Source organism: Neobacillus sp. S1115, assembly GCF_055385565.1.
In genome coordinates, this window is the sequence record NZ_AP038275.1 from 5,080,120 (window position 1) to 5,104,189 (window position 24,070).

Sequence of the window (24,070 nt, forward strand, 5' to 3'; positions counted from 1 at the left end):
AAGGAGTTCAGACATGACTAGTGACAATAATTATATCGGCTATATAGGAACCTACACAAAAGGAGAGAGCAAAGGAATTTACTCTTTTACTTTAAACACTGAGGGAAGAAAAATAGAAGATGTTCAGGTTGCAGCAGAGCTAGAGAACCCTACATACATAAATATAAGCAAGGACAATCGGTTCCTTTACTCCGTGGGGAAAGATGGGGATGCTGGCGGGGTGGCCGCATTTAAAATAAACGAGGACGGGGGGCTTATAGCCATAAACCAGCAAATGAGCCTGGGATCTCCTCCCTGCCATGTAAGTGTTGACAGCAAAACGAAATATGTCTTTACCGCCAATTACCATAAGGGAATGGTTGAGTCACATCTTATTAACCGTGAAGATGGGTCCATTCAGCCGGCAGCATCCAGCATAAATCATGAAGGCCGCGGACCGGACCCAAGGCAGGAGAAAGCCCATACCCATTATGCTACCCTTACTCCTGATGAAAAGTATTTGGCAGTTGTTGAATTAGGAACGGATGCACTTATCACCTATGAAGTGCAGGAGGATGGCACATTGACAAAAGTAAAGCTATTGCCCTTGAAAGCAGGCAGCGGTCCGCGCCACCTTACATTCCATCCAAACGGCCAATATGCCTACCTAATGACGGAATTTAGCTCAGAGGTTATAGTTTTGACCTATCATCCGGAAAATGGCCACTTCACTGAAAAACAATATATTTCAACTCTCCCTGATGATTTTACAGAAAATAATCAGGGAAGTGCGATTCATATTTCATCTGATGGACGGTTTGTATATGCGGGAAACCGCGGACATAACAGCATAGCTGTTTTTGGGGTAAATGGGGAAACAGGTGAACTTACCTTTTTAGAACATACGTCTACCGAAGGAGATTGGCCGAGGGATTTTTCGCTGGATCCGTCTGAAAAGTTTATTGTTGCTTCGAATCAAGAATCGGGGAATCTTGTTTTATATGCAAGGGATCCCAAAACAGGAAAACTCTCATTGTTAAAATCAGATATCATGGTCCCATTTCCGGTGTGTGTAAAGTTTTTGCATGTATAAAAGTTGAGTAATATTTGACTTTTTTATATAATGTTCTTAAATAAGAACATTTTATAAAAAGGAGTCCTGCATGACTGAATTAGAATTCAAACAGCGGATGATTAGCCGCCGAACTTTTTTAACTAAATCTTTCAAAATGTTTGCAGGTCTCCTTGCGGCTGGATTCATGACGGGAACCTATTCATTCAAGGTTGAACGTTTCTGGTATCAAATTAATGAAGTGCAGTTGAGAATAAGCAACCTTCCTAAGGCTTTTGAGGGATGGAAGATTGTTCAATTCAGTGACGTGCATTTGGGGTTCCATTATGGGGTGAAGGAATTTCAACAGGTTATAAGTAAGATAAATGAATTAAAACCCAATATTATATTCCTAACAGGCGATCTCGTCAAAAGGGGTTACCAGCAACCTGAAGCTGCTATTCCATTACTACAATCTTTAAAGGGACTTCATGGAGGAAAATGGGCTGTCATTGGAAATCATGATTTTTATACAAAGGACGAAGTGATTCAAACATTGGAGAAATCACAATTCAAAGTATTGGAAAATAATCATGATTTTATCGAGATTAACGGGCAGCGCCTTTATATTGCCGGTATTGATGATGTATTGTATGGGAATCCCGATATCGAAAAGGCTGTTAAGGGCTTAACAGATCAAGATTGTGTGCTGTTGCTGTCTCATGAGCCCGATATTGCTGATGAATGTATAAACCATCCAATCAGCGCCCAATTTTCCGGCCACTCTCATGGGGGGCAGGTACGAATTCCCTTTTATGGACCGATTTTTAAACCGGAACTTGCAAGCAACTATTCCGATGGATTTTATCTGTTAGGCAAAAGAAAAATGCCCTTGTATGTGAATCGAGGGATTGGCACCACTGAATTACCGATTCGCCTTTTTTGCAGACCGGAAATAACGGTGTTTCATTTGACACTTTAGATTTAGTATAAAAAGGATTCTTAAATAATAGATATAACTATTTATTGAAGCAAGAAAATAATTTAAATTTCCCCACTCCTTGTTCTTGAAAACTATTAGTTTTAGATATAAAATTAAATTAGTTCATTATAAAGAACGAAAGGAAGAAGGCTTTTTTTAACATGTAATTCATTTAAAGATAATCATTTAAAAAGTTATTGTAGGGGGGATTAAAATTATTGACAAACGGACAGCTTTTATATTACTAGTTCATAAGAATCCTGAGCAGGTAAATGTTTTTATCAAACAGCTAATTGCTCAGGATTTAGCAGACGTTTACATTCACATAGATAGGAAACATTATGATTCTGTCTCTAAACAAATTTTAAAAGATAAAAATGTATATATTTTAAAGGAGCCTATAGATGTTATATGGGGGGATATAAGTCAAGTAGACGCAACAATTTTACTGCTAAAAGAAGTAGTAAATTCGAGAGTAGACTATGATTTTGTTTGCTTAAGGAGCGGCCAAGACTTAGTAGTCAAAAATGGATTGAAAGAATACTTATTCAATAATAAGAATAATATCTTTATGACGGCTAAGAAGAATTTACGTCATCCTAATTTTGATATTCAATGGAGTCCGGTAATGAGAAATCAATATTCTTATTATCATCCGTTTAGAATCTTTAGAAATTTAGTTTTTTTCCTTTATAGAAGAGGCATTAATTTATCTCCCAATAAGTATAAATTGCCAAAAGATTATTCTTTATACCATGGATCCCAATGGTTTTGTATTCCTTTAGAAACAGCTAGGTATATATTGAACTTTCTAAAGGAAAATAGTTGGTATTACAAGTCATTTCAAAATGCATTAATTCCAGATGAATGGTTCTTTCAAACGCTATTAATGAATTCGCCATATAAAAATAGAGTAGTGGATAACAATTTAATGTTCATAAAATGGGGACTTAAAAACACAGATAAAACACATCCAATTATTTTAAAAAATGACGACATTAAATCTATAAAAACCTCAAACCAATTTTTTGCGAGGAAGTTTGATGAGAATATTGATAATGAAGTTATTCACTATTTTAAGGATCATGTAACATACAATTTAGAAAGGTCTGCGGAAAATCTTGTTTATGGAAAATCCAACAATCTAGCTTAGAAAAATATAATAGATTTATAAAAGCGTCATCCTTTAAAAAATAATATTGGCTTTTGCCATAAAATCAGGATTGGGCAACGCAGAAGTGCAACCCGAGCGATTTTATGACTTTCACCCTAAAATGGACAGATTTATTCTGTCCGTTTTAGGGTAATTCTATAGCTGCCATCATCATGGGGTCATCAGCGGTCTTATACGCTTTTATATCAGGCAAAGCGATAGATTACATATAAAAGCAATGTAGTTAGTAAAGAACGTGCCGTATTTGGTAGCACTAAGTAGTCTTCACCTATAGCAATTCTTAACATTGGAAGAACTACTACAATTCGAGTCTTTTCGTTAGGCAAGAATCAACAATTTTCCAACCAGTATACCAATATCAGATATTTCTATTAAGAGAATTGAAAGGTCTAGTTTGTGAATTTTTTACGTATAACCTTTCTAGAATACCAACTTGTATGTATGATATTCATTTACAATATCTTTTTTTGATAAATTTAAATACTCACTTTATTAATGTTATATTTTGAATAGAACTGTAAGTTTTATCATCTATAACCAAGTTTTGAATGGGTCTGCTTGAATATGTCGTTTTATTTATAAATTGATTGAATTGATTCCCATTAAACACCAAACCATTAATACTTGATTCTTTATAAAAATCAGTTGACAAAACTTTATCAAAATTGGTAAAGGTATTACCAATAAAATGTGTATTTTTGATTGATGCACCAATTGCCCATAAAAAGATCGCATCCTTATTTCCTTTTCCAATGAAGGTATTCCCTTTTATTAAGGTATCAGCTGATTCAGTCCGAATCACCATTGCGTTGTTATTGGTGGAAATTTTATTTTCGTAAATTTTGGTCCCAACCGATTTTCCAAAATTACCTTCGATTAAAATCCCGTTCTTCGTTTTTAAATTATTTTTGTAGAGTTCCAAATTATCATTCTCAAACCAAATATTCACATTATCGGTGGATATGTCATTATTATAAATTTTAGTATCGACCGTTCTATTGATTAAAATTCCTGAATTCCCACCTTTAACTGTATTGTTATAGAATTCGATTTCATGAAACCTCCCATTATCATCCCCTCCATTAATATGTATAGAATTATTTTCAGTTGCATTCGTAACAAATGTATTATTATAAATTTTGGCGTTATAAACCTGGACTTCTTCAAAGGGCTCGAAATGCAAGGTTGGCCTCCCTATATCCGACTCGCTAAGATTGTTGAATATTTTTATATTGTTTACCTGTTCAACAACTATATTGGAACGGTGATTGTTTATGAAAATATTATTGGAAAGAGTTACATTATTGCTTGCCTTTTTAGACCCTGTAACAGAAATGCCGTCTCCAACCGCATTTTCCATGCGGCAATTTTCAATAACTACATTACTACTATCCCAAATAAAAACATCATGCATATGTTCTGTTCCTTTACGGTGGTTTTCGTAATTTCCGTCAAATGTTATATTTTTCACTAATACATTATCTATGTTCTTGATATTTAATAGCCTGGTTTGTTTCTTAGCATTTGCATTTTTTGTGAGTTTTAGTGTAACTACATCCCGACCTTCACCAATTAACTTCACATTCGACTTCAAATAAAACGAATTTAATATATATGTGCCAGCAGGAACATAAACATCCCCACCGCCTTTTTTACTCGTCGCATCTATAGCTGATTGAAATGCTGCAGTATCTTCTGTATTGCCATCCCCTTTAGCTCCAAAATCCTTAACATTTGTTCGATGGTTTGCTGAAAGGGAAAGGGGATTTTCCAGAATCAAATTATCTCTGACCTCTGAAATAAATGACTCTCCAACTTTTATTTTCCATCCTATAAAAGTTGTTAGTAACACAAGAAAAATACTAATGGCTGCAATAAAGGTAATTTTCCTCATGAGATCCCTTCTTTATCTTTACTCCCAGTAAAATATTCAGCAGTAACATGCCCCTGCTGATTTATTCCTTCTGATTTAAAAACCTTTATCACTGTAAGAATTAATATTTTTATATCTAACCATAATGATTGGTGGTCTACATACCATACATCTAACTTAAACTTTTCTTCCCAAGTTATCGCATTACGTCCATTAACCTGCGCCCAGCCAGTAATGCCCGGCCGTACCTCATGTCTTCTTGCTTGTTCAAAAGTATATAAGGGAAGGTATTCCATTAATAGCGGTCTTGGGCCTACTAAACTAATATCTCCTTTCAGGATATTAAAAAGCTGGGGTAATTCATCTAAGCTGGCTTTCCTTAAAAATTTTCCAAAAGAAGTTAAGCGAATTTCATCCGGTAGAAGTTCCCCCTTATGATCCCTAGCATCCGTCATTGTTCGAAACTTATATATATAAAAAGGCTTCCCATAAAGTCCTGGACGCTGCTGTTTAAATAATATTGGAGAACCTAATTTCCACCGAACCATTAGAGCTACTATCACTAGTATTTCTGAAAATATAATTAAAAGACATAATGAGATAAAGATATCTACTGTTCTTTTCATAAAATACCTTCCATTCTTTTCGAATTCAAGTAATCCTTAGGCACACTCTTGCACAGGGCAATTGCAAAAAAAATCACCACAAATTTTGATTTATTAAATCTAAACCTTCGGTGATACATAACAAAAAAGGTCATTCTTCTTTATTTAAAAATATATGTGCGTTATCACATCAAGCATTTCCCTAAAATAGTAGATATCAATTCCATATTCCAAGAATTATATATAACGAGTATAGATGTCTTCCATTTCACTTAATACATTCATTAAACTATAATTTTGGATTCTTTGTTGACCATTTTCCCCGTAAACATTCCTTAATTGTTTATCGTTGATTAATGTAATAAAGCTTTTACAAAGATGTTCGTGATCACCTAGATTGACGACCATACCGCAGTGCCCATTTTCTATTAAGTCTCTTGACCCTCTAACATTTGTTGTAATAATTGGTTTTGCACAGGCCATTGCCTCCATTAGGCAGCGGGGCAACCCCTCCTGTTTGGATACAAGTGTTACAATATCAGAGGCGGCAAGAATTTTTGGTATATCACGCCTATATCCCAGAAGGTGAACATTGTTCATCCCCTGCTCCTGAATAAATATTTTAATTTTTTCAAAATCCATTCCATTGCCTATTAATAATAAATGTGCATTCGGGCAGTACTTTACAATGTTCCTCCAGTTTTCCAGCAAAAACATTTGATTTTTCCGGGCTATTAACTCCGCTACACAACTGATAATAACAGCATCTGAGTCAAGACCTAGTTCGCTCTTAATATTCATCCCTTCTTCTGTTCTTACACCAAACTCTTGTAAATCTACACCCACACCATGGACGTGAAACATATTATCGTTTTCTTTAAACCCAAGCATTTTACCCAAATGGTAATCTTCCTCGTTCATTACTAGTAAGCCGTCAGTCCAGTGTCTCGCCATTTTCTCTGCAGGATAAAAAAAGAGCCAATTCTTTAGAGAGGCTCCTTTAAAAAAATGAAATCCATGCGCCGTATATAGAACTTTTCCTTGTTTATGTTTAGAGGCAACATATCTTGTCAAAAAAGCTGCTGTCGGTGTATGGACATGTATCAAATTAAAATGGTTCTCTTGGAATAATGCATGCAGTTCCTTTATGGCTTTTATATTATTTTTGGAGAATGGTGACCGGGCAAATTCGATGTCATGGCATATAATACCCATTTCAATCAGTTCATCCTTGCGGGTCTGGGAATTACTGCCGGCCGCATGAACTTCATATCCTTTTTCCTGAAACATTTGCATAAATGGTTTATGAAATGCTACAAAATGGCTGTATACTGATGCAACAAATAATACTTTTTTCAACTTATAGCCCTCCATTAAGAAATAATACGACATTGCAATTTAGTTTTTTGCTTGTATCTGATTCATTCTATAAGCCAACACACCTAAGAAAAACCAAAACATTCTTGCATTATTTAAGGAGATAGCAATTGATCCAATCAACAAAATGATTAATATATCCCTTAATACAATATTGATCACATTCTTGATTTTTTTGCTAATTGTAACTTTTAACAAAATAGCAGCTAAATACAAGAAAAGGATTGTTGCAAATACCCCTCCCCATTCAGAGTAGATTTGTATATACGTATTATGAGCAACTTCTTCAATTCCTGAAACTTTTTCAGAAACCTCCAAATACTTCCCTACTCCGACTCCAAATAGAGGAGACAAACTAATAAGCTGAATACCTGCCATCCATATTGGTAATCTTCCCGAACCATTATGATTTAAGGCTGCATCAAAATTGGTGAAAAGAAGGGAAATTCTTTGAAATTGTACGAATTTGTCCAAATTTATATTAAAATTTGAACCGATAAATTGTACAGCCGCAATTAAGATTGGTAAAAATAATATGGCAGAAAACCCAAATAAAATTGCCCTCTTGCTTATTTTGTTTTTTAATACCTCTCCTAAAACAAAAAGCATTGTATAGAGGAATAATGTGATAAACCCTGTTTTTGATCCTGACAGAAAAACACTGACTGTCATTATGGCATAAATGATTATTTTGGCCTTATATGAAATATTTTTGGAGCGTAGAAAATAAGGCAGAGCGCTGATTTGAATAATAGCAAAATAGTTGGGATCATTCATAAAACCGTTATAACGATCAAATATACCAAAATTATATATATGAAAAAGAAATTTCATTCCCAGGATATAAATGAATACCCCCAATATTCCTATGAATAGAGCAGCATATGAATACCACTTTAATGATAAGCGGACCATTTTTTCTTGAATTAAATTGTACCCTACTAACAAATACATAAATTCTACAGCCAGTTTTATATATTCTTTCATTGTTGAACTTAAGTTTGATACAACGCCGAATTTATAAGGGGTATAGAATATAGAAGTTGCAATGATAACAACAGACAAAAACAAAAAGTACACGAAATGGTAACCGGGGACTTTGATTCCTTTACAGATCAAGAAAAAAAGTAGAAAGGGAATAATTAAATCACTTAATGAAAAATTAATTCCCCCAACTATACTCGTTTGATTAAAAAAAACGGAAAATAAAACCACAAAATAATAAAAGAGGTTTCTTTCCATTTCCTTATGATTAACGGCAGTTAAACTATAGATGTCCCTCAACCTCCCCTCCTATATTAGAATTTTGGATATTTATCCTTTCTTAATTCTTTACATTTCTTCAGTTGTAACGCCTCTTTTTCTTGAGAGAACTACCTTGCATCTATGGAACACGTTTCTTGACATTTTTAGGTCGACAATGATATTGCCGGTCAGTATGACTATTAAATTCCATATGGATAGAATTACAGCATACACAACCCATTCATAAGCATTTTCCGGATTTATTTTTAACAGCCATTGAACAGGAAGTACAGCAACTAATGACAAAGCAAAATTGATACCCAATTTAGAAATGGTAGGTTTTACTGAACGATTCAATATTTTTCTAGAAGCATAAAAAATGATATCTGCTGTCCGATATATGGAAGAACAAAATGCACCAATCAGTACACCTGCGGTACCAAATTTTCCAATTAAAATTAGTGATGCCATAAGGTTAATAATTGCTTCAGCAATTGCACCATTCCTTGTTTCTTTAAAATGTCCAGCAGAATTAATGAGTGTAGAGGCAGGTGTTCTAATATTGTTGATAACCCCCACAACAATTAACAAAATCGCTAAATTAGGCCGTATATAGTTGGCATCTGAAACACCATGAGTGTAGATTCTTATAAATGGAATGATTAGAAAAATAGTCGTCGTAAAAACCCAAGCAATAATCGCATAAAACATCGATTCAAAAATAGTAAAAACCTCAATAACTCTTTGTTTTTCACCTCTTACCAGCAAATCCCCCAAACCTGCGAATAATGCGCTAGAAAAGGAATTAACCAATAAAACAATCGCGGAAAATACCATATTATAAGTTGTATAAACGCTGACTTCCTTAAGCCCCAAAAAGATTGTAATGATAATAACTGGGGTATTATATACAAAAACACCGGCAATTTGCTGAATAAAAACCTCCCTGCGTTGCGCTAATGCAGCGGTATTTGGCTTTTCTTTAAAATTGACGTAGGAATAATTTTTTTTGACATAGGCAAATACCATAAAGGTTCTCGATGTAAACATTAAGGTTGCAATACCATTTACGAGAAGGATATTGAATCCACATTTAATTAAGACCACGTAGGATACCAAATTTAATAGCTGACTAATAATTTGGATATTTGTTAGCACATAAACCCTTTGGTCAGCTGTAAGCAGTACTTTATATTTGCCGATAATGAAGAAATCCAAAAAATTACTGCTTCCCAATATCAGAATCAGGGAAAATGATATTGGGAAGCTTACTTGATTGGCAATGAAAAAAGGATAAATAAATGCGAGCAATGTGATTAAACCTAAAAATATATAACCAGCCCGTATGTAAAATATTTTTGTAGAGGAAAGAATCTGATTTACAGCCGTTTTATCGTTAGAAGCTAATGGTTTTAACAAAGCGGTTATCGACGCAAGTCCAATTCCAGCTTCAACAATATTAAAAAAATTAAGAAATTGCCTAATTGATAAGATTAGACCGTTTATTATCGATCCATAAACGGTCATAAACAGCCTTGGTAAAACCAGCCAAATTAGCGTGTAAACCAGTTGGTAAGACAGATTGGAAATTATTATATAAAAAGCTTTTTTTGTTCTCATTAAAGTGCCGCCTTTATTTTATTTAGCGCCTGTCAAATATCATATCTCAGCTATCATTGTTGGGATTTATGGACATCACCAAAGGAAATTCTAATAATAATAATTCATTTGAGCTTTCCATTAAGCGTAATGACCAAAGTAATCACTTTTCTTTGTCTCTACCCCATTTACAACAACACCAAGTATCATAGTGTTTGCCTTTTCTAATATTTCCTTTGCCTTTATTACCCTGTCTTTTCTAGTCTTCCCACTGGTAACAACCATCACGACTCCATCACTTTTACTTGCAATAATTTGCGAATCTGTAACCAAAAGTATTGGCGGAGTATCAAAAACAATATAATCATAGGTTTGTTTTAGCTTATCCGTCACCTGTTCCATCGCTTTTGAATCCAATAAATCTGAGGGATTTGGAGGTATCGGTCCGCATGTTAAAATGTCCAAATTTGCTATAAATGTCTTCGAAATTGCTTGTTTTAAGTTAATGTCCTTTGTAAGTACACTAGTGAGACCATCCAAATTACTTGTACTAAATGAATGATGTACAGTGGGTTTCCTTAAATCTGTATCCACAAGTATTACTCGTTTTCCTTTCTGAGCAAGAACAATGGCCAAATTGGCAGACGTTGTAGATTTTCCTTCCGAGGCATCCGGTGAAGTTACAACGATTGTTTTGATATCCTTATCCACAGAGGAAAAGTGTAAATTATTTCGAATTAGCCGATACTGTTCAGAAATGGCTGAATTAGAATCATACTGTGTAATTAAATTTACCATTCTTTTATAATTATTTTTCCCCCGACGAGACAACTGTTTCACTCCTCACTGAAGGTGTAATTGATTTTCCTTTCACCTTTTTATGAACTACTGGCATTTTCTGAACTGACCCTAGAACGGGCAGCCCTAATTCAGTAACATCCTGATCATCCTTTAATGTATTATCAGAAAATTCTAAAATTAATGCAATCCCTAGTCCAGCTATTAAACCTAATGCGACCGACACTAAGATATTTAACAACGGCTTAGGCCTGACAGGGTCAAGATTCCTCTTTAGTTCGGCTTTTGCAAGAATACTCACATTATCCACATTCATAATTCCTTTAATTTCCTGCTGAAATGTTTCAGACAATGTATTTGCGATTTTGACAGCTACACTGGCATTTGCATTTTCTACATTTAAAGTAAAGACTTGCGAATTTGCTTGATTGGTAATAGAAATATCTTTATTCAGTTCCTCCACACTTTGAGATAGATTAAGATTATTAATGACTTTTTCTAAAATAACTGGACTTTTCAGAATATCACTATACGTATTAATCAAATTTACATTACTTTGTAATAGAGTAAGATCAAGCTGGTTATCCGCATTTTTTTGATTAACCAGAATTTGTGTCGATACCTGATAAACAGGTTTCATTAAGAAATAAGAAACAGCACCGCTTATTAATGCAGCCGTCAATGTTAAAAGCACAATTAACTTCCAGCGCTTCTTCAAGGTTTTGAAAATATCCATTAAACTCACTGTGCTATCCATATTGTCCTCCAAAATATTTGTTTCAAAAAAATGGCCACGATTTGACCAGTTAATGTATAGTATTGTTTTATAACAGCATTACAAATGAAATAGCCATTGTTTTATTATGGGATATTGAAATTTTATATTCATGAATATTTAATTTTTTTGCATATTCCAGTGATTCATTGTGAAGGATCAGAAAAGGCATTCCTTTTTCATTATTTAAAATTTCAATATCACTTGGATGAATACATTCATTAAATCCACTTCCGAGAGCCTTTACAGTAGCTTCTTTTGCTGCAAATTTACCAGCTAGAGTTTCTATTTTCCTTTTTTTTCCGAGCTTATTTGCAAAATCTAACTCATTTTTAGTGAAAATATTCAATAGAGATTTTTCATAATCAAGAAGCTTGGAGATTCTATCTATTTCAATAATATCAACGCCAATATACACGGAAAATTTCCACATCCCAGATTAAGCAAATTTAATATTCAATGATATTGCTGAAGTCTAAATTCCCTAGTTCAATCATCATTGAACTCCATGTCAAACCTGCACCAAAACCAGCTAGACAAATCTTATATGATTCATCATGCAGCTGCTCCCCCAGATTGAGTGTAATAGTTGTTGGAATTGTTACACTACTTGAGTTTCCAAAATTAGTAACAGTATTATTTGGCATTTTCACTGAAGGAATTTCCATACTATCTGCTAACTTTTCAAGCATAAATTTATTTGGTTGGTGAAACATAAAATAATCGACATCGTCCTTGTTAACTCCACTTATTTCAAATAAATCTCTTACCATTGGCGGAACTTCTGTTTGAACAAAATTAAAAACACTTGTTCCATCCATAATTAAATCATCCTTACTCCTAAGGTTACCATCACCAGTGTCTTCCAAGTTGCTAGTTTCCGGCGTAGAAGGCATTCTTAAACCTCCGGCAGGTATAATTAAAGACTCCCCTCTGCTTCCATCCATTTTTAAGTTGCAATATATTGGAACGTTTTGATCTCCTCTTTCAACAATCGTTACAGAAGCTCCATCCCCTACTAGCGGATAACTGTTTCGGTCCTTTGATGAAGTCTTTCTGCTCAATACATCGGCATTTAATAACACGACCTTTTTAATGGAGTCTTGATCTAAAAGCATAAAAGCCTGAATCAAGCCCAATAAATATCCTGCACATCCTTGATTAATGTCCATACAAATCATGTCATGTTTTAAACCAAGCTTCCCTTGGATAATGTTACTTGTAGGAGGTATGAAATGATCAGGAGTCTGTGTTACTAGTATTAAAGCGTCTATGTCGTCTTTTTTTAAAAGATTTGATTCGATTAAATGTTCCATGCCAAAAACGCATAAGTCCGAAACACATGTCTCTCCTGTGACGATTCGATGCTTATTATATCCCATGATTTTTTTCAATCTTAAAGATTTTTCTATAGGAAAGTTATAATTAGCCGCTTCATCATCAAACTTTACTTCATTTTTTGGAAGAACTGTCAATATACCAGTTATTTTTTTATTATGGAAAGTTAGGTTCATAGAGTACCACCACATTTTAATATTAGTTTGTTGATAGATTCGATATCTTCGAAATTATTGGGAATTATATCAATTCCATTTATTGATATGTGGAAAAATTCATCCAACATTGAAACAAGAGTAATGATATCCAGTGAATCCAGGAGCCCATTTTGAATGAAATTGCTGGTATTTCGAAAGTCAAATTCAGGCCGTATCTCTTCTAACATTCTTAAAACCTTTTCCATAATAATCTCCTTTAAAAAAAATAAAATTATAAATGTTTGCCCTTTCAATAATTCTTGATACATTCAGATAAAACGATGCCCAGTAATTATTACACACATTTCAATCACTATCGTACAATTGGAAATCCTTTGTTCATGTAAGTCTCTTTCAATAAAACTCGGTCGATTTTCCCATTAGAATTTAAGGGCAATTTACTTAGTTGGATTATTGTTGCTGGTATCATATATTTAGGCAGCAAATTCACCAACTCTTTTCTAATTTCAGAAACAGGTAATTGATTTTCTGATTCAACAAATAAAATAATTTCTTTTTTTTCATGATCATATAACGCACACGTATTAAAAATTGTTTCCAGGCTTAAAGCTGCCATTTCTATTTCCCCAAGTTCAATCCTGTAGCCCATATGTTTAATTTGTGTATCTTTTCTACCGACATAAATAATTTCTTTATTTTCATTTAGATAGACTAAGTCACCAGTTTTATATATTCTTTCCTGATAGTTGCTGTTTAAAGGGTTCTGGATAAAACTTGCATTTGTTTTTTCAGGATCGTTCCAATAGCCCAGGGCCAAAGAACAACCTCTTACGCATAATTCACCAATTTCGTTAACCCCGGCCTCCTTGTTGTCATCGTTTAGAATAATAATATTAGTATTACGGCAAGGCTTTCCAATTGGTAATGGTTCATTATCATCAAACTCGCGATCTACGATATAATAAGTGCAATCAACAGTAATTTCAGTAGGACCATATAAATTTGCATATAGGGCATTAGGTAATTTTTCCCTCCAGTAATTAAGTTGCTTATTAGGCATTACTTCCCCGGCAAATAATACTTTCGTTAAGCTGCCATTCTGAATTTGACTTAATATATCTAAGTTCGCAATATTTATTAAAATGGAAGGTACCCAAAATATGAAGTTAATATTCGTTTCATAAACGTATTCCATTAATTTTGCTGGAAATGCAAAATAATGTTCCGGAATGATTACTAAAGTACAGCCGGCTGCTATGGAAAGATAAATATCCAGAGTTGAGTTATCAAAATAAAAAGGTGCCTGATTTCCAATAATCGTTTCCTCGTCTATATTAAAAGTTGTTTTTGCCCAATCAATATAGTCAATAACACCCCTATGTGAGACGACGACACCTTTCGGGATTCCCGTTGACCCGGAAGTAAAAATTGTATAAATTGGATCTTTATCAATAATATTAAAAGTAATGTCATCTCCAAATATCTGATCAAAGTCACCCGGTTCCTCGTCTATTTCCTCAACTTGTATTATTATATGTTCTGGTACGCCATAAGAAAGTAACATACTTTTATAATGTTTATTTGTAACTATGATTGAAGGATTAAGATTAGATAATATGGCATTTATTCTTGTATTGGGGGACTTAACATCTAAAGGTACATAAAAATTTCCGCTATAGAGCGCACCCATGAAGGAAACAATCGCATCTAATCCTTTTGGCAAAAAAACCCCAATCGGTTGATTACGCTTTTTTGTTTGCGAGCTAATAATAAACCCTAACCATTTTGACTTTAAATTCAATTCATGAAACGTGATACTTCTTTCTCTGTCAATAATTGCCGGCTTATTGGGGGATTTTATTGCTGCCTCTCTTAAATATTCTAATGCATTGATTTTCAAATTAAATTTCTCCTCTTTCAAAATCATCTTTTTTTAAACCTTTAAACCTACTACTACTAAGTCAATAATGTCTCCCACCTTTTCACAGTTCCGAAGAGATTCAGGGTCTATAGTTTTTCCAAATTCCTCTTTAATTAGGGCAAAAAGCTCCAATCTGCCCAAGGAGTCCCATCCATCCAAATCATCTAAAATGGTATCTTTAGTTAAGATCGTTTCCTCCTCATATAAGGCTTCAGCAATTTTTACAATAAAGTCTTCTTTATTCATTTTGAACTCCCTTTCTAATTTAATATAATTAAAAAACCTTTATAGCTGGATTGCCGAATACTGTTGTATACTCTTTTACTTTACGTGTTACTACACTTCCAGCACCTACTGTTGCATTATTTTGGATATGAATATTTGGTAAAACGGCTGCACTTCCACCTAGAAAGACAGAGTCCTCTATACTGACGTTGCCCATTACATTACAGTGGTCGCAAATTATGCAACCATCACCTACTCTTGCATCATGACCGATAATTGAGTAACTCATTAATGTAACAAAATTACCAATCGCAGCGTTGGTAGAAACACTTGAATAAGGGGCTAATATGACACCTGTCCCTAATACCGCATTTTCTGCCACTATCGCTGTAGGGTGAATTAAATTAGTAAATTTGGCACCTCTTTGTAAAAGTTGATCGCAAATACGAACTTTATCTGCTGTGTTCCCAATCGCACAAATTAAATAATCATCTTCATGGGGTTCATAATGCTCAATTGTGGATACTACACTATTTTCAATGTCTATCCCTTTAAGAGCATCCAGGTTATCATCAATAAAGCCTATTTCTTCCCATAAATTATTTTCCCTTTGAATTTGTTTAGCCCAGAATAATACCTCTTTACCAAAACCGCCGGCACCAACGATTAATAATCTTGTCATACTAATTCTCCTCGTATATTAGTAGTAAGAGCTCCTTCTAGAAGAATTTCCAGTTGATCCGGATCGTCTAAAATTCACTCTAGATTCCTATAGGTTATCAAGGTTTTCCTCTCGGCTTCCCCATCTTTAAAATGTTTTTGTTTTACCCTTGTTTCACCCACTTGATGGGGAAGCCGAAGTAAAGATTTAATTGATTATTATTAGATTTATGTGTTGGTCATTTTTCGCAGGGGGATGATTCCCTTGGGCACCCAGGTCTGAAACGCACTTGATTAACTAACATACTGGAGGTGATTAGTATGTCACAAATGCTTGTTGGTGTAGACGTAAGTTTAAAGTCCCATCATTTCCATTTCATGTCTGAGGACGGTTCATCTCTTGCTGACTTTTCTGTTCCCAATGATCAAAACGGGGCCGAAACTCTGGTCAAAAGAATGCTGGAAACAGCGGAAAAAAGTCAGGTTGATCAACTAAAAATTGGGATGGAAGCCACGGATTTATACAGCTGGCACCTGTGGACTAAGGCAAGATAATCAAATTAGTAAGTTTTTTATCTATATATATTTAGATTTTAAAGATACCTAAAAATTTTCTTATAGAAACTGGCTTTTCGATATATATTTGTTGACCGTTTAGAAGAAGTTCAGCATTTTCTATAAAATAAAAAGTGCGGTCAATACCGAACTTTTTATTGATAGTTTTATATGCTTCCTGAAGTAGGAATCCCCTTGTCGTTGTATTATGGGCGTCACCGGCAATTAAATGTGTCAAATTATGTTCAACGATTTTCTCAGCAAAGGATTTAACCTTTTTGCCAAAATGACCAATTATGCTTCCTGCCGTAAGCTGTGTTAACGCTCCTTCCTGAACCAATTCTAATAGGCGATTATGGTCCTCAATAAATCCCCTATTACGCTCAGGATGTACAATAATAGGTGTAATCCCTTTTAATAGCAGTTCGTAGACAATATCCAGAGTGTAAGTGGGTATCTCACCCGAAGGAAGTTCTAATAATAAGTACTTACCTTTATTATCAAGGGTGAGTATTTCATCCATTTCTAGCGACAGAAATATTTCCCGATGAATCCTTAACTCTTGACCAAAATGTACTGTAAGAGGGATATTTTCTTTAAGTAAATACTGATTTAACTCATTGACACGGCCCATAATAACATTCTTTGAATTTTCATATTGTCCATTCAAATGATGTGGTGTTGCAAATACATGAGTGATTCCAGCTTCTACTGCTGCATTCACCATATTAAGACACTCAGTAATACCTTGGGGACCATCATCAAGTCCAGAAAGAATGTGACAATGTATATCAATCATTTATCCATGCCCCCTTATGAGTAATTCCTAACTAATCTTAAATAGTTAAAACATAGATTTGTTGCCTTATAAATAAAAAAACCGGAATATAATATTTTCCTTCCACTTCAGGTTTCAAAATATTTAATTAAGAGTCTATAACTTGTCTTATACAGGTAATCACTCTCATTTGTTCCTCTAATGTCATGCTCGAACCGGAAGGCAAGCATATTCCTGTTTTAAATAGTTTTTCCGAAACACTGTCATGTTCGTCATGCGGATAATACTTACACTTGCTGAAAAGCGGCTGCATATGAAGCGGTTTCCAAACATGTCTTGCTTCAATATTCTCCGATTCGAGGTGGGCAAGTAAGTCTTTTATGGAGACACCGGTTTCACCTTCATTTATCGTTAATGCAGTCAGCCACCGAGTAGAAAATGTATTCTCTAATTCCGGCATAAAAGAAATACCTGGAAGGTGGGATAACTCCTGCTGATAGGTATTAAAGATAGCTCTTCTTGCATGAACTCTTTCATTCAAAACACTTAACTGACTGCGCCCAAGTCCGGCCAAAATATTGCTCATTCGATAGTTATATCCTATTTCGCTATGCTGGTAATATGGGGCAGGATCCTTGGCCTGCGTTGCCAAATATCTGGCTTTGTTTCGTGCATCAAAATGATTGGAAATTAGCATGCCGCCGCCTGAAGTAGTAATAATTTTATTGCCATTAAATGAAAAGATTCCAAACTCTCCAAAAGTTCCGCTCGCTTTTCCTTTATATTTTGCTCCCAGGGACTCTGCCGCATCTTCAATGATGGGAACACCATAGTTCTGGCAAAGGGAAACAATTTCATCCATTCTGGCAGATTGCCCATAAAGGTTTACAACGATGACAGCTTTTGGTAGTTTACCTGTAGAAACAGCATCCAAAAATGCTTTCTTAAGTGCTACAGGAGACATATTCCAGGTGTCCGGTTCCGAGTCAATAAAAACTGGCTCTGCCCCCTGATACAAAATGGGGTTAGCAGATGCAACAAATGTTAAACTAGAGCAGAACACAATATCCCCTTTTTGAACACCCAATAATAAAAGAGCTAAATGGATGGCTGCTGTTCCTGAGCTTACGGCAACAGCACCATTGACCTCTACAAAACTGGCTATTTCTTTTTCGAATGAATCTACATTTGGACCCAACGGAGCAATCCAATTAGATTCGAATGCCTCTTGGATGTATTTCATTTCTACCCCGCTCATATGGGGAGGAGATAGAAGGACTCTACTTTTCTTGGTTGATTTCAGCAAGCTAAACACCCCCAAAATTTCATCTTCTGCAACCGCTATAAATCTATTATCCTGCCATTTTTTGAGAAGATTGCTACATTTATGCTATCCCAAAATGGAATGGACAGAGACCGGTTGGGCAACCGCATTATAATTAGCAATTTTTAAAAGTTTCTCCCTAAGCTCATGTCTATCAAGACTATTTAAATGAGTAAGCAATTCTTCTATTTCCTCGATATATAAATTAGAGGATTTTCCTATATAAATTTTCGGATAAATTTGCTCCTGATGTACTTCTTCCTCCTTTAATAGTTCCTCAAACAGCTTTTCACCTGGTCTAATACCCGTGAATTCAATCCCTATCTCCTCTATGGAATTTCCCGATAACTTGATTAAATTTTTAGCAAGGTCGACTATTTTTACTGGCTCCCCCATATCTAACACAAATATTTCCCCGCCCAGGGCAAGGGCCCCAGCCTGAATGACCAGTCTGGAAGCCTCCGGTATAGTCATAAAATACCTAACCATATCCGGATGGGTAACGGTAACAGGACCTCCCCTCTCAATTTGCCGTTTAAATAATGGAATAACGCTCCCCCTGCTGCCTAAAACATTCCCAAACCTTACGGCAACAAATTTTGTTGAGCTTTCTTGTGCCATCCATTGAATAATCATTTCTGCTAATCTTTTGGTTGACCCCATAACACTAGTTGGATTCACTGCTTTATCGGTGGAAACCATGACAAACGTTTCTACGTTATTTGCAGATGCAGCATTCGCAATATTTATTGTGCCAATTAAATTATTTTTAACTGCTTCCTCAGGGTTGCGTTCCATTAAAGGTACATGTTTATGGGCAGCTGCGTGATACACAACGTCTGGTTTATGAATTTGAACAATCGAGTTCATTTTTACTTCATCCTGAATATCCGCAATTTCAGTTAAGAATTGTATAGGTGCTCCCCTAAAACTTTCTCTTAGTTCCATTTCAATTGAATAAATACTGTTTTCACCGTGGCCTAAAAGAATTAATGTATTGGGAATAAAATTAGCGACTTGCCGGCAAATTTCTGACCCAATCGATCCTCCAGCACCGGTTACTAGCACTGTTTTACCCGTGATGTTTTTTGAAATTGAGGTAATATCGAGCTCTATTGGCTCCCTTCCCAAAAGATCTTCAACCAGAACATCTCGAAATTGATTGACTGAAACCTTTCCAGTAACCAGGTCTTCTAGCATTGGAAGGATTTGCGTTTTTGCGGCCGTTTTTGCACATTCTTGAAAAATCACGTTTAATTGCTTTCGGCTAAGTGATGGAATAGCAATGACGATATTTTCAATTTTTAAATTTTGAACAGCCTGTTCTATCGAATCTACTCCCCCGACAACGGGAATCCCCAGAATATCAAGCTTTTGTTTTTTTGTGTCATCATCAATGAATCCCACTGGAAGAAGATTAGTGTCGCGGTTTTTTAATAACTGTCTTACAACCATTGTTCCTGCTTCCCCTGCTCCAATAATGAGTGTTCGATTTTTATGTTGATTTTTTATAATGAAGGAATCACGAAACATCCGCCAGCAAAATCTGGATCCGCCAATAAACAAAATATGAAGGGACCAAATAACAGCCAAGAGCCTGAAATCAACTTTATAGAAAAACAACTTCTGCAAAACAGCCGCCATGAAGATAGTAGATGAAACTACCTTTATAATAAGAATGGATTCCCCTATACTGGCATATTGCCAGGCTTTTTTATAAAGCTTAAAGATAAATGAAAAAGTATGATGACTTAATAAAATGGCAATTGAGGTAAATAAATTCAAGACGGTGAACACATTTGTTGTTGCATCAACCAGAAATCGGCTAAAAAAGATAACACTAATGACGATACAAGAATCAACCAAAAAAAATATAGACAGTCTCTGTCGGTAGGTCATAATCCCCCCCCTTTTTTAGGTGCAATTTAATAACATGTTCATGCTGATTATTAAATTAAAGCTTTTGATTAGAAGAGTTCTTGAATCCCGCCTAAGCAAAAGCTTTAATGGTAAAACAGGGCATCCAACCCCCCCTCACATCACACTCTCGACGACAAGCGTCTAAGGTTTTTCTCAACCCACAGCATGACCGAGTGTCTCCATTGATAGTGGTAAGGAGACATCACCCATTATTAATAGAAAACTCTATTGTTTGTTAGATAAAAAATATGTGCTATATAAAGAACGTATTAATTAAAAAAATACCAATAACATAAATTAGTTAATTTTACCTAAAACTTTTTTCCTAACTTTTATTAATATAAATTCCTCTTTTAATATTAACATTATAACAAACGGACTGTTCTTGGTAAAGAACAATCAAGGGTGAAATTTTTCGACTCACTTTTTTATTGAAATATCCAAAAAATATTTACTCCAATTCTATATATTGTACGGCCTTTAACCTCTTCTTTATGAAAATCAAGTAAAAATAATGTACAACTCTCTTTTGATTCGTTCTTTAAAAAGAATAAAATGTAAGTTATAATATTCTCAACTGTGAAAAAATAATTAATTTACTTATTCAATAAATTCCACCTTCCAATACCAAAGTTCTTAGAAACCTATCTATTTAGATTAATTTATCCTCTAAATCTTATAACCAAGTCTTTTGGCGTTCTTCATCGTTTCAATCAAAATTAATTATTCTTAGTTTCTTTCAGGCCTTTTCCTGGAACAAACAAATCAATTGAAATTTAGGGAATAAGGGAGATTACTATGATTGGTGAACGAATAAAAAAATTACGAAAACAAAAAAACTTTTCGATAACTGAGCTTGCTGAACTCGCGAACGTCTCAAAATCATATCTAAGTTATATCGAGCGGAACCTTAATAAAAACCCATCCATCTATTTTTTACAAAAAGTAGCAAGGCCTTTAGATGTCACTATAGAATATTTGCTGACCGGACTTGATAATGATGATTTCCCCCCCGGCGAAAATGAACTGGACGAAGAATGGAAGAAAATTATTGAAAAGGCAATTGAAGACGGAATAAATAAAGATGATTTCCGAGAATACATTAACTATATTAAATTCAAAATCTGGGAAAAAAATCAATAAAACGCTTACTTCAACAACTTAAACAAGAAATAAAGAAAATACATTGACACCATGCATTTAGTGTAGTAAATTTTATAAATAGTCAAAATATTAATATGTTCTTATCAAGAGAGGTTGAGGGAAGGGCCCGGTGACACCTCAGCAACCTTCAATGTCTTTTACATTGAAACGGTGCTAAGTCCTGCAAATTGTTACTAATTTGCGAGATAAGAAGAGTGACAGATGTATTGTACATGCAAAGGTCTTCTTCTTATAGAAGGCCTTTTTTTAATATCAAAAAGGAGTGTAGACAACAATGTATAAAATCGATACTAAGCTTGCTCAAATTGGGAACCGTAGTGAAACTACAACAGGAACTGTTAATCCCCCAGTCTATTTTTCAACTGCATTCCGGCACGAGGGGATTGGACAATCCACAGGATTTGATTATATTCGAACCGGAAATCCAACACGTCAGCTCCTTGAGAAAACTATCGCCGATTTAGAAGGCGGAGACCAAGGCTTTGCCTGCAGTTCTGGAATGGGGGCCATTTTAACGATTCTTTCCTTATTTCAGTCTGGTGATGAATGGCTGGTTAGCGAGGATTTATATGGCGGAACCTACCGTTTGCTCGAAAAAGGCTTTCAAAAGTGGGGCTTGAAAAGCCAATATGTAAATACCTGTTGTCCTGAAGAGGTTGAAAACAACATTACACCAAATACAAAAGCAATCTTCTTGGAGACACCAACTAATCCGCTTATGCAGGAAGCTGATATTGCCGCCATTGCAAAAATTGCCAAAGCGCATGACATTTTGTTAATTGTGGACAACACTTTCTATACCCCTCTTCTGCAGCAGCCGATTGCACTTGGTGCAGATATCGTGATTCATAGTGCAACGAAATACCTTGGAGGCCACAATGATGTTCTAGCTGGACTGATTGTCGCGAAGGGTAAGGAACTTTGTGAGGCATTGGCCTTCCATCATAACGGTGCAGGTGCCGTTTTAAGCCCCTTCGATTCCTGGTTGTTAATGCGCGGGATGAAAACATTGTCGCTCCGTATGGAACGGCATGAGAAAAACGCTAAGGCTGTTGTTGAGTTTCTTTCTAATAGCGATGCGGTGACAGATGTCCTTTACCCAGGAAGAGGCGGAATGGTTTCTTTCCGTATTAAAGATGAAACGTGGGTAAATCCGTTCCTGCAAAACATAAAACTGATTTCGTTTGCTGAAAGCCTTGGCGGAACTGAAAGCTTTATCACGTATCCGGCGACTCAGACCCACGCTGATATCCCGGAAGAAATCCGAATTGCACAAGGTGTCTGTAACCGTCTACTGCGTTTTTCTGTAGGAATTGAAGATGCAGGAGATATCATTTTTGACTTAGAGCAAGCTTTTGCCAAATTAGTTGAAGGAGTGAATGTGTGATGGAACACGAAGAATTTAGTTTTGAAACGAGACTTCTTCATAATCGGCATAAAATGGATGCACAAACAGGAGCAGTCAGTGTCCCGATCCAGCATGCATCCACCTTTCATCAGTTTGAAATTGATAGTTTCGGAAAATATGACTATGCCCGCAGCTTAAACCCAACTCGTGAAGCTCTCGAGGATATCATTGCGGAACTCGAAGGCGGAATCCGCGGGTTTGCCTTCTCTTCTGGGATGGCCGCCATTTCCACCGCCTTCCTGTTGCTATCCTCCGGAGACCACGTTGTTATTACAGAGGATGTATACGGCGGTACTTACCGAATGGTCACTGAAGTTCTAACACGCTTCGGAATTGAGCATACCTTTGTTGATATGACTGATTTTGATCAGGTTAAGCAAGCCATTAGGCCAAATACAAAAGCATTTTATGTAGAAACACCATCTAACCCATTATTGAAGGTGACCGATATTCAGGCCATCAGCCAATTAGCAAAGGCACATAACGCCCTGACTTTTGTTGATAACACCTTCCTAACCCCAGCCCTGCAAAAGCCATTGGAACTTGGCGCCGATGTGGTCCTTCACAGTGCCACCAAATTCTTATCTGGCCACAGTGACGTTGTCGCGGGTCTAGCGGTAGTTAAGGATGAAGCACTGGCAAAAAGACTTTACTTTTTACAAAATTCGTTTGGTGCAGTGCTTGGCGTACAGGACGCATGGCTTGTGATGAGAGGCTTAAAAACTCTTCATGTCCGCCTTGAGCAATCACAGAAAGCCGTATTGGAGATTGCCGGATTCCTAGAAGAGCATCCGCTTATTGAAAAAGTATATTATCCGGCGCTTGAAAATCACCCAGAGAAGGAATTACAGGAAGCGCAAGCAAGTGGCGCGGGTGCCGTTCTTTCATTTGAACTGGCTGACGAGGATGCCCTTCGGACCTTTGTTTCAAATGTAAAAATTCCTGTCTTCGCTGTCAGCCTTGGTGCGGTAGAATCCATTTTGTCGTATCCGGCTAAAATGTCCCATGCGGCCATGCCGCAAGCGGAAAGGGAAAAGCGGGGAATTAAAAACAGCCTGCTACGACTTTCAGTCGGACTTGAAAAGCCTGAAGACTTGATTAAGGATTTTTCACAAGCTTTGGAAAAGCTGCAGGTGAATAAGCTCTCTCAAGGAGAATAAC

General features: G+C 35.7%; 23 protein-coding genes and 1 riboswitch. Of the genes, 7 read left to right on the plus strand and 16 right to left on the minus strand.

From position 1 onward, the window contains the following. Window positions 1–13: 13 nt before the first annotated feature. From ACZ5B7_RS24955 to ACZ5B7_RS24965, 3 genes are all read left to right on the plus strand, one after another. Entirely contained in the window at window positions 14–1,072 is a 1,059-nt protein-coding gene (locus ACZ5B7_RS24955; protein WP_464491339.1) for a lactonase family protein, read from the plus strand. Between the two features lie 70 nt (window positions 1,073–1,142). Continuing rightward, on the plus strand, window positions 1,143–2,012 hold the full coding sequence (locus tag ACZ5B7_RS24960) for a metallophosphoesterase (protein WP_464491340.1): 870 nt from the start codon (window positions 1,143–1,145) through the stop codon (window positions 2,010–2,012). 238 nt (window positions 2,013–2,250) lie between these two features. Further along, window positions 2,251–3,165 (plus strand): beta-1,6-N-acetylglucosaminyltransferase, encoded by a 915-nt coding sequence (locus ACZ5B7_RS24965; protein WP_464494566.1) that lies wholly within the window; start codon window positions 2,251–2,253, stop codon window positions 3,163–3,165. A 505-nt stretch (window positions 3,166–3,670) separates the two neighbouring features. Here the strand turns inward: ACZ5B7_RS24965 and ACZ5B7_RS24970 are convergent. The 13 genes from ACZ5B7_RS24970 to ACZ5B7_RS25030 all read right to left on the minus strand — a co-directional run bounded on the left by ACZ5B7_RS24970 (window position 3,671) and on the right by ACZ5B7_RS25030 (window position 15,782). After that, window positions 3,671–5,080 carry a glycosyl hydrolase family 28-related protein gene (locus ACZ5B7_RS24970; RefSeq protein WP_464491341.1) on the minus strand — a complete coding sequence of 470 codons (1,410 nt, stop codon included), beginning with the start codon at window positions 5,078–5,080 and terminating at the stop codon, window positions 3,671–3,673. Further along, window positions 5,077–5,685: a sugar transferase gene (locus ACZ5B7_RS24975; protein WP_464491342.1), complete on the minus strand. Its 609-nt coding sequence runs from the start codon at window positions 5,683–5,685 to the stop codon at window positions 5,077–5,079. The genes ACZ5B7_RS24970 and ACZ5B7_RS24975 overlap by 4 nt, the downstream gene beginning before the upstream one ends. 216 nt (window positions 5,686–5,901) lie before the next feature. Then, the gene (locus tag ACZ5B7_RS24980; protein WP_464491343.1) at window positions 5,902–7,023 is read right to left on the minus strand and encodes a glycosyltransferase family 4 protein; all 1,122 of its coding nucleotides are present in this window, start codon (window positions 7,021–7,023) and stop codon (window positions 5,902–5,904) included. A 39-nt stretch (window positions 7,024–7,062) separates the two neighbouring features. Next, entirely contained in the window at window positions 7,063–8,325 is a 1,263-nt protein-coding gene (locus ACZ5B7_RS24985) for an O-antigen ligase family protein (protein ID WP_464491344.1), read from the minus strand. 48 nt (window positions 8,326–8,373) lie between these two features. Then, entirely contained in the window at window positions 8,374–9,906 is a 1,533-nt protein-coding gene (locus tag ACZ5B7_RS24990) for a lipopolysaccharide biosynthesis protein (protein WP_464491345.1), read from the minus strand. Window positions 9,907–10,026: 120 nt separating this feature from the next. Next, entirely contained in the window at window positions 10,027–10,725 is a 699-nt protein-coding gene (locus ACZ5B7_RS24995; RefSeq protein WP_464491346.1) for a tyrosine-protein kinase family protein, read from the minus strand. Further along, window positions 10,694–11,440 carry a YveK family protein gene (locus ACZ5B7_RS25000; protein ID WP_464491347.1) on the minus strand — a complete coding sequence of 249 codons (747 nt, stop codon included), beginning with the start codon at window positions 11,438–11,440 and terminating at the stop codon, window positions 10,694–10,696. Before ACZ5B7_RS25000 ends, ACZ5B7_RS24995 begins: the two co-directional genes overlap by 32 nt. 67 nt (window positions 11,441–11,507) lie before the next feature. Then, window positions 11,508–11,876: a holo-ACP synthase gene (gene acpS / locus ACZ5B7_RS25005; protein WP_464491348.1), complete on the minus strand. Its 369-nt coding sequence runs from the start codon at window positions 11,874–11,876 to the stop codon at window positions 11,508–11,510. 31 nt (window positions 11,877–11,907) lie between these two features. Next, a complete protein-coding gene (locus ACZ5B7_RS25010) occupies window positions 11,908–12,972 on the minus strand; it encodes a 3-oxoacyl-ACP synthase III family protein (protein WP_464491349.1) in 1,065 nt (354 codons plus the stop codon). Continuing rightward, window positions 12,969–13,199, minus strand: a complete 231-nt coding sequence (locus ACZ5B7_RS25015) for a hypothetical protein (RefSeq protein ID WP_464491350.1) — start codon at window positions 13,197–13,199, stop codon at window positions 12,969–12,971. Before ACZ5B7_RS25015 ends, ACZ5B7_RS25010 begins: the two co-directional genes overlap by 4 nt. 107 nt (window positions 13,200–13,306) lie before the next feature. Continuing rightward, window positions 13,307–14,854, minus strand: coding sequence for an amino acid adenylation domain-containing protein (locus ACZ5B7_RS25020; RefSeq protein WP_464491351.1), 1,548 nt, complete (start codon window positions 14,852–14,854; stop codon window positions 13,307–13,309). A gap of 33 nt (window positions 14,855–14,887) precedes the next feature. Beyond that, window positions 14,888–15,121: an acyl carrier protein gene (locus ACZ5B7_RS25025; RefSeq protein ID WP_464491352.1), complete on the minus strand. Its 234-nt coding sequence runs from the start codon at window positions 15,119–15,121 to the stop codon at window positions 14,888–14,890. A gap of 28 nt (window positions 15,122–15,149) precedes the next feature. After that, window positions 15,150–15,782: an acetyltransferase gene (locus ACZ5B7_RS25030; RefSeq protein ID WP_464491353.1), complete on the minus strand. Its 633-nt coding sequence runs from the start codon at window positions 15,780–15,782 to the stop codon at window positions 15,150–15,152. Window positions 15,783–16,081: 299 nt separating this feature from the next. Between ACZ5B7_RS25030 and ACZ5B7_RS25035 the strand changes: the two genes are divergently transcribed. Continuing rightward, window positions 16,082–16,315 (plus strand): IS110 family transposase, encoded by a 234-nt coding sequence (locus ACZ5B7_RS25035; RefSeq protein ID WP_464491354.1) that lies wholly within the window; start codon window positions 16,082–16,084, stop codon window positions 16,313–16,315. Between the two features lie 31 nt (window positions 16,316–16,346). Here ACZ5B7_RS25035 and ACZ5B7_RS25040 read toward each other — a convergent pair whose 3' ends face one another. The 3 genes from ACZ5B7_RS25040 to ACZ5B7_RS25050 all read right to left on the minus strand — a co-directional run bounded on the left by ACZ5B7_RS25040 (window position 16,347) and on the right by ACZ5B7_RS25050 (window position 20,316). Further along, window positions 16,347–17,114 (minus strand): tyrosine-protein phosphatase, encoded by a 768-nt coding sequence (locus ACZ5B7_RS25040; RefSeq protein WP_464491355.1) that lies wholly within the window; start codon window positions 17,112–17,114, stop codon window positions 16,347–16,349. Between the two features lie 127 nt (window positions 17,115–17,241). Beyond that, on the minus strand, window positions 17,242–18,399 hold the full coding sequence (locus ACZ5B7_RS25045) for an aminotransferase class I/II-fold pyridoxal phosphate-dependent enzyme (RefSeq protein ID WP_464491356.1): 1,158 nt from the start codon (window positions 18,397–18,399) through the stop codon (window positions 17,242–17,244). Between the two features lie 84 nt (window positions 18,400–18,483). Next, window positions 18,484–20,316, minus strand: coding sequence for a polysaccharide biosynthesis protein (locus ACZ5B7_RS25050; RefSeq protein WP_464491357.1), 1,833 nt, complete (start codon window positions 20,314–20,316; stop codon window positions 18,484–18,486). 819 nt (window positions 20,317–21,135) lie between these two features. On the opposite strand from ACZ5B7_RS25050, the gene ACZ5B7_RS25055 reads away from it, so the two are divergent. The 3 genes from ACZ5B7_RS25055 (at window position 21,136) to metC (ending at window position 24,069) form a co-directional block, all read left to right on the plus strand. Beyond that, window positions 21,136–21,480, plus strand: a complete 345-nt coding sequence (locus ACZ5B7_RS25055) for a helix-turn-helix domain-containing protein (protein WP_464491358.1) — start codon at window positions 21,136–21,138, stop codon at window positions 21,478–21,480. A 98-nt stretch (window positions 21,481–21,578) separates the two neighbouring features. Then, a riboswitch (SAM riboswitch) is annotated at window positions 21,579–21,693 on the plus strand. An 82-nt stretch (window positions 21,694–21,775) separates the two neighbouring features. After that, the gene (locus ACZ5B7_RS25060; protein ID WP_464491359.1) at window positions 21,776–22,888 is read left to right on the plus strand and encodes a methionine biosynthesis PLP-dependent protein; all 1,113 of its coding nucleotides are present in this window, start codon (window positions 21,776–21,778) and stop codon (window positions 22,886–22,888) included. Beyond that, window positions 22,888–24,069, plus strand: coding sequence for a cystathionine beta-lyase (metC, locus tag ACZ5B7_RS25065; RefSeq protein WP_464491360.1), 1,182 nt, complete (start codon window positions 22,888–22,890; stop codon window positions 24,067–24,069). The genes ACZ5B7_RS25060 and metC overlap by 1 nt, the downstream gene beginning before the upstream one ends. Window position 24,070: the final 1 nt, after the last annotated feature.

What these genes read in the sequence shown, in the direction of transcription:
- ACZ5B7_RS24955 (WP_464491339.1), top strand. Translation starts at nt 14, where the DNA reads ATGACTAGTGACAATAATTATATCGGCTATATAGGAACCTACACAAAA.
- ACZ5B7_RS24960 (WP_464491340.1), top strand. Translation starts at nt 1,143, where the DNA reads ATGACTGAATTAGAATTCAAACAGCGGATGATTAGCCGCCGAACTTTT.
- ACZ5B7_RS24970 (WP_464491341.1), bottom strand. Translation starts at nt 5,080, where the DNA reads ATGAGGAAAATTACCTTTATTGCAGCCATTAGTATTTTTCTTGTGTTA.
- ACZ5B7_RS24975 (WP_464491342.1), bottom strand. Translation starts at nt 5,685, where the DNA reads ATGAAAAGAACAGTAGATATCTTTATCTCATTATGTCTTTTAATTATA.
- ACZ5B7_RS24990 (WP_464491345.1), bottom strand. Translation starts at nt 9,906, where the DNA reads ATGAGAACAAAAAAAGCTTTTTATATAATAATTTCCAATCTGTCTTAC.
- ACZ5B7_RS25000 (WP_464491347.1), bottom strand. Translation starts at nt 11,440, where the DNA reads ATGGATAGCACAGTGAGTTTAATGGATATTTTCAAAACCTTGAAGAAG.
- ACZ5B7_RS25010 (WP_464491349.1), bottom strand. Translation starts at nt 12,972, where the DNA reads ATGAACCTAACTTTCCATAATAAAAAAATAACTGGTATATTGACAGTT.
- ACZ5B7_RS25015 (WP_464491350.1), bottom strand. Translation starts at nt 13,199, where the DNA reads ATGGAAAAGGTTTTAAGAATGTTAGAAGAGATACGGCCTGAATTTGAC.
- ACZ5B7_RS25025 (WP_464491352.1), bottom strand. Translation starts at nt 15,121, where the DNA reads ATGAATAAAGAAGACTTTATTGTAAAAATTGCTGAAGCCTTATATGAG.
- ACZ5B7_RS25030 (WP_464491353.1), bottom strand. Translation starts at nt 15,782, where the DNA reads ATGACAAGATTATTAATCGTTGGTGCCGGCGGTTTTGGTAAAGAGGTA.
- ACZ5B7_RS25035 (WP_464491354.1), top strand. Translation starts at nt 16,082, where the DNA reads ATGTCACAAATGCTTGTTGGTGTAGACGTAAGTTTAAAGTCCCATCAT.
- ACZ5B7_RS25040 (WP_464491355.1), bottom strand. Translation starts at nt 17,114, where the DNA reads ATGATTGATATACATTGTCACATTCTTTCTGGACTTGATGATGGTCCC.
- ACZ5B7_RS25050 (WP_464491357.1), bottom strand. Translation starts at nt 20,316, where the DNA reads ATGACCTACCGACAGAGACTGTCTATATTTTTTTTGGTTGATTCTTGT.
- ACZ5B7_RS25055 (WP_464491358.1), top strand. Translation starts at nt 21,136, where the DNA reads ATGATTGGTGAACGAATAAAAAAATTACGAAAACAAAAAAACTTTTCG.
- ACZ5B7_RS25060 (WP_464491359.1), top strand. Translation starts at nt 21,776, where the DNA reads ATGTATAAAATCGATACTAAGCTTGCTCAAATTGGGAACCGTAGTGAA.
- metC (WP_464491360.1), top strand. Translation starts at nt 22,888, where the DNA reads ATGGAACACGAAGAATTTAGTTTTGAAACGAGACTTCTTCATAATCGG.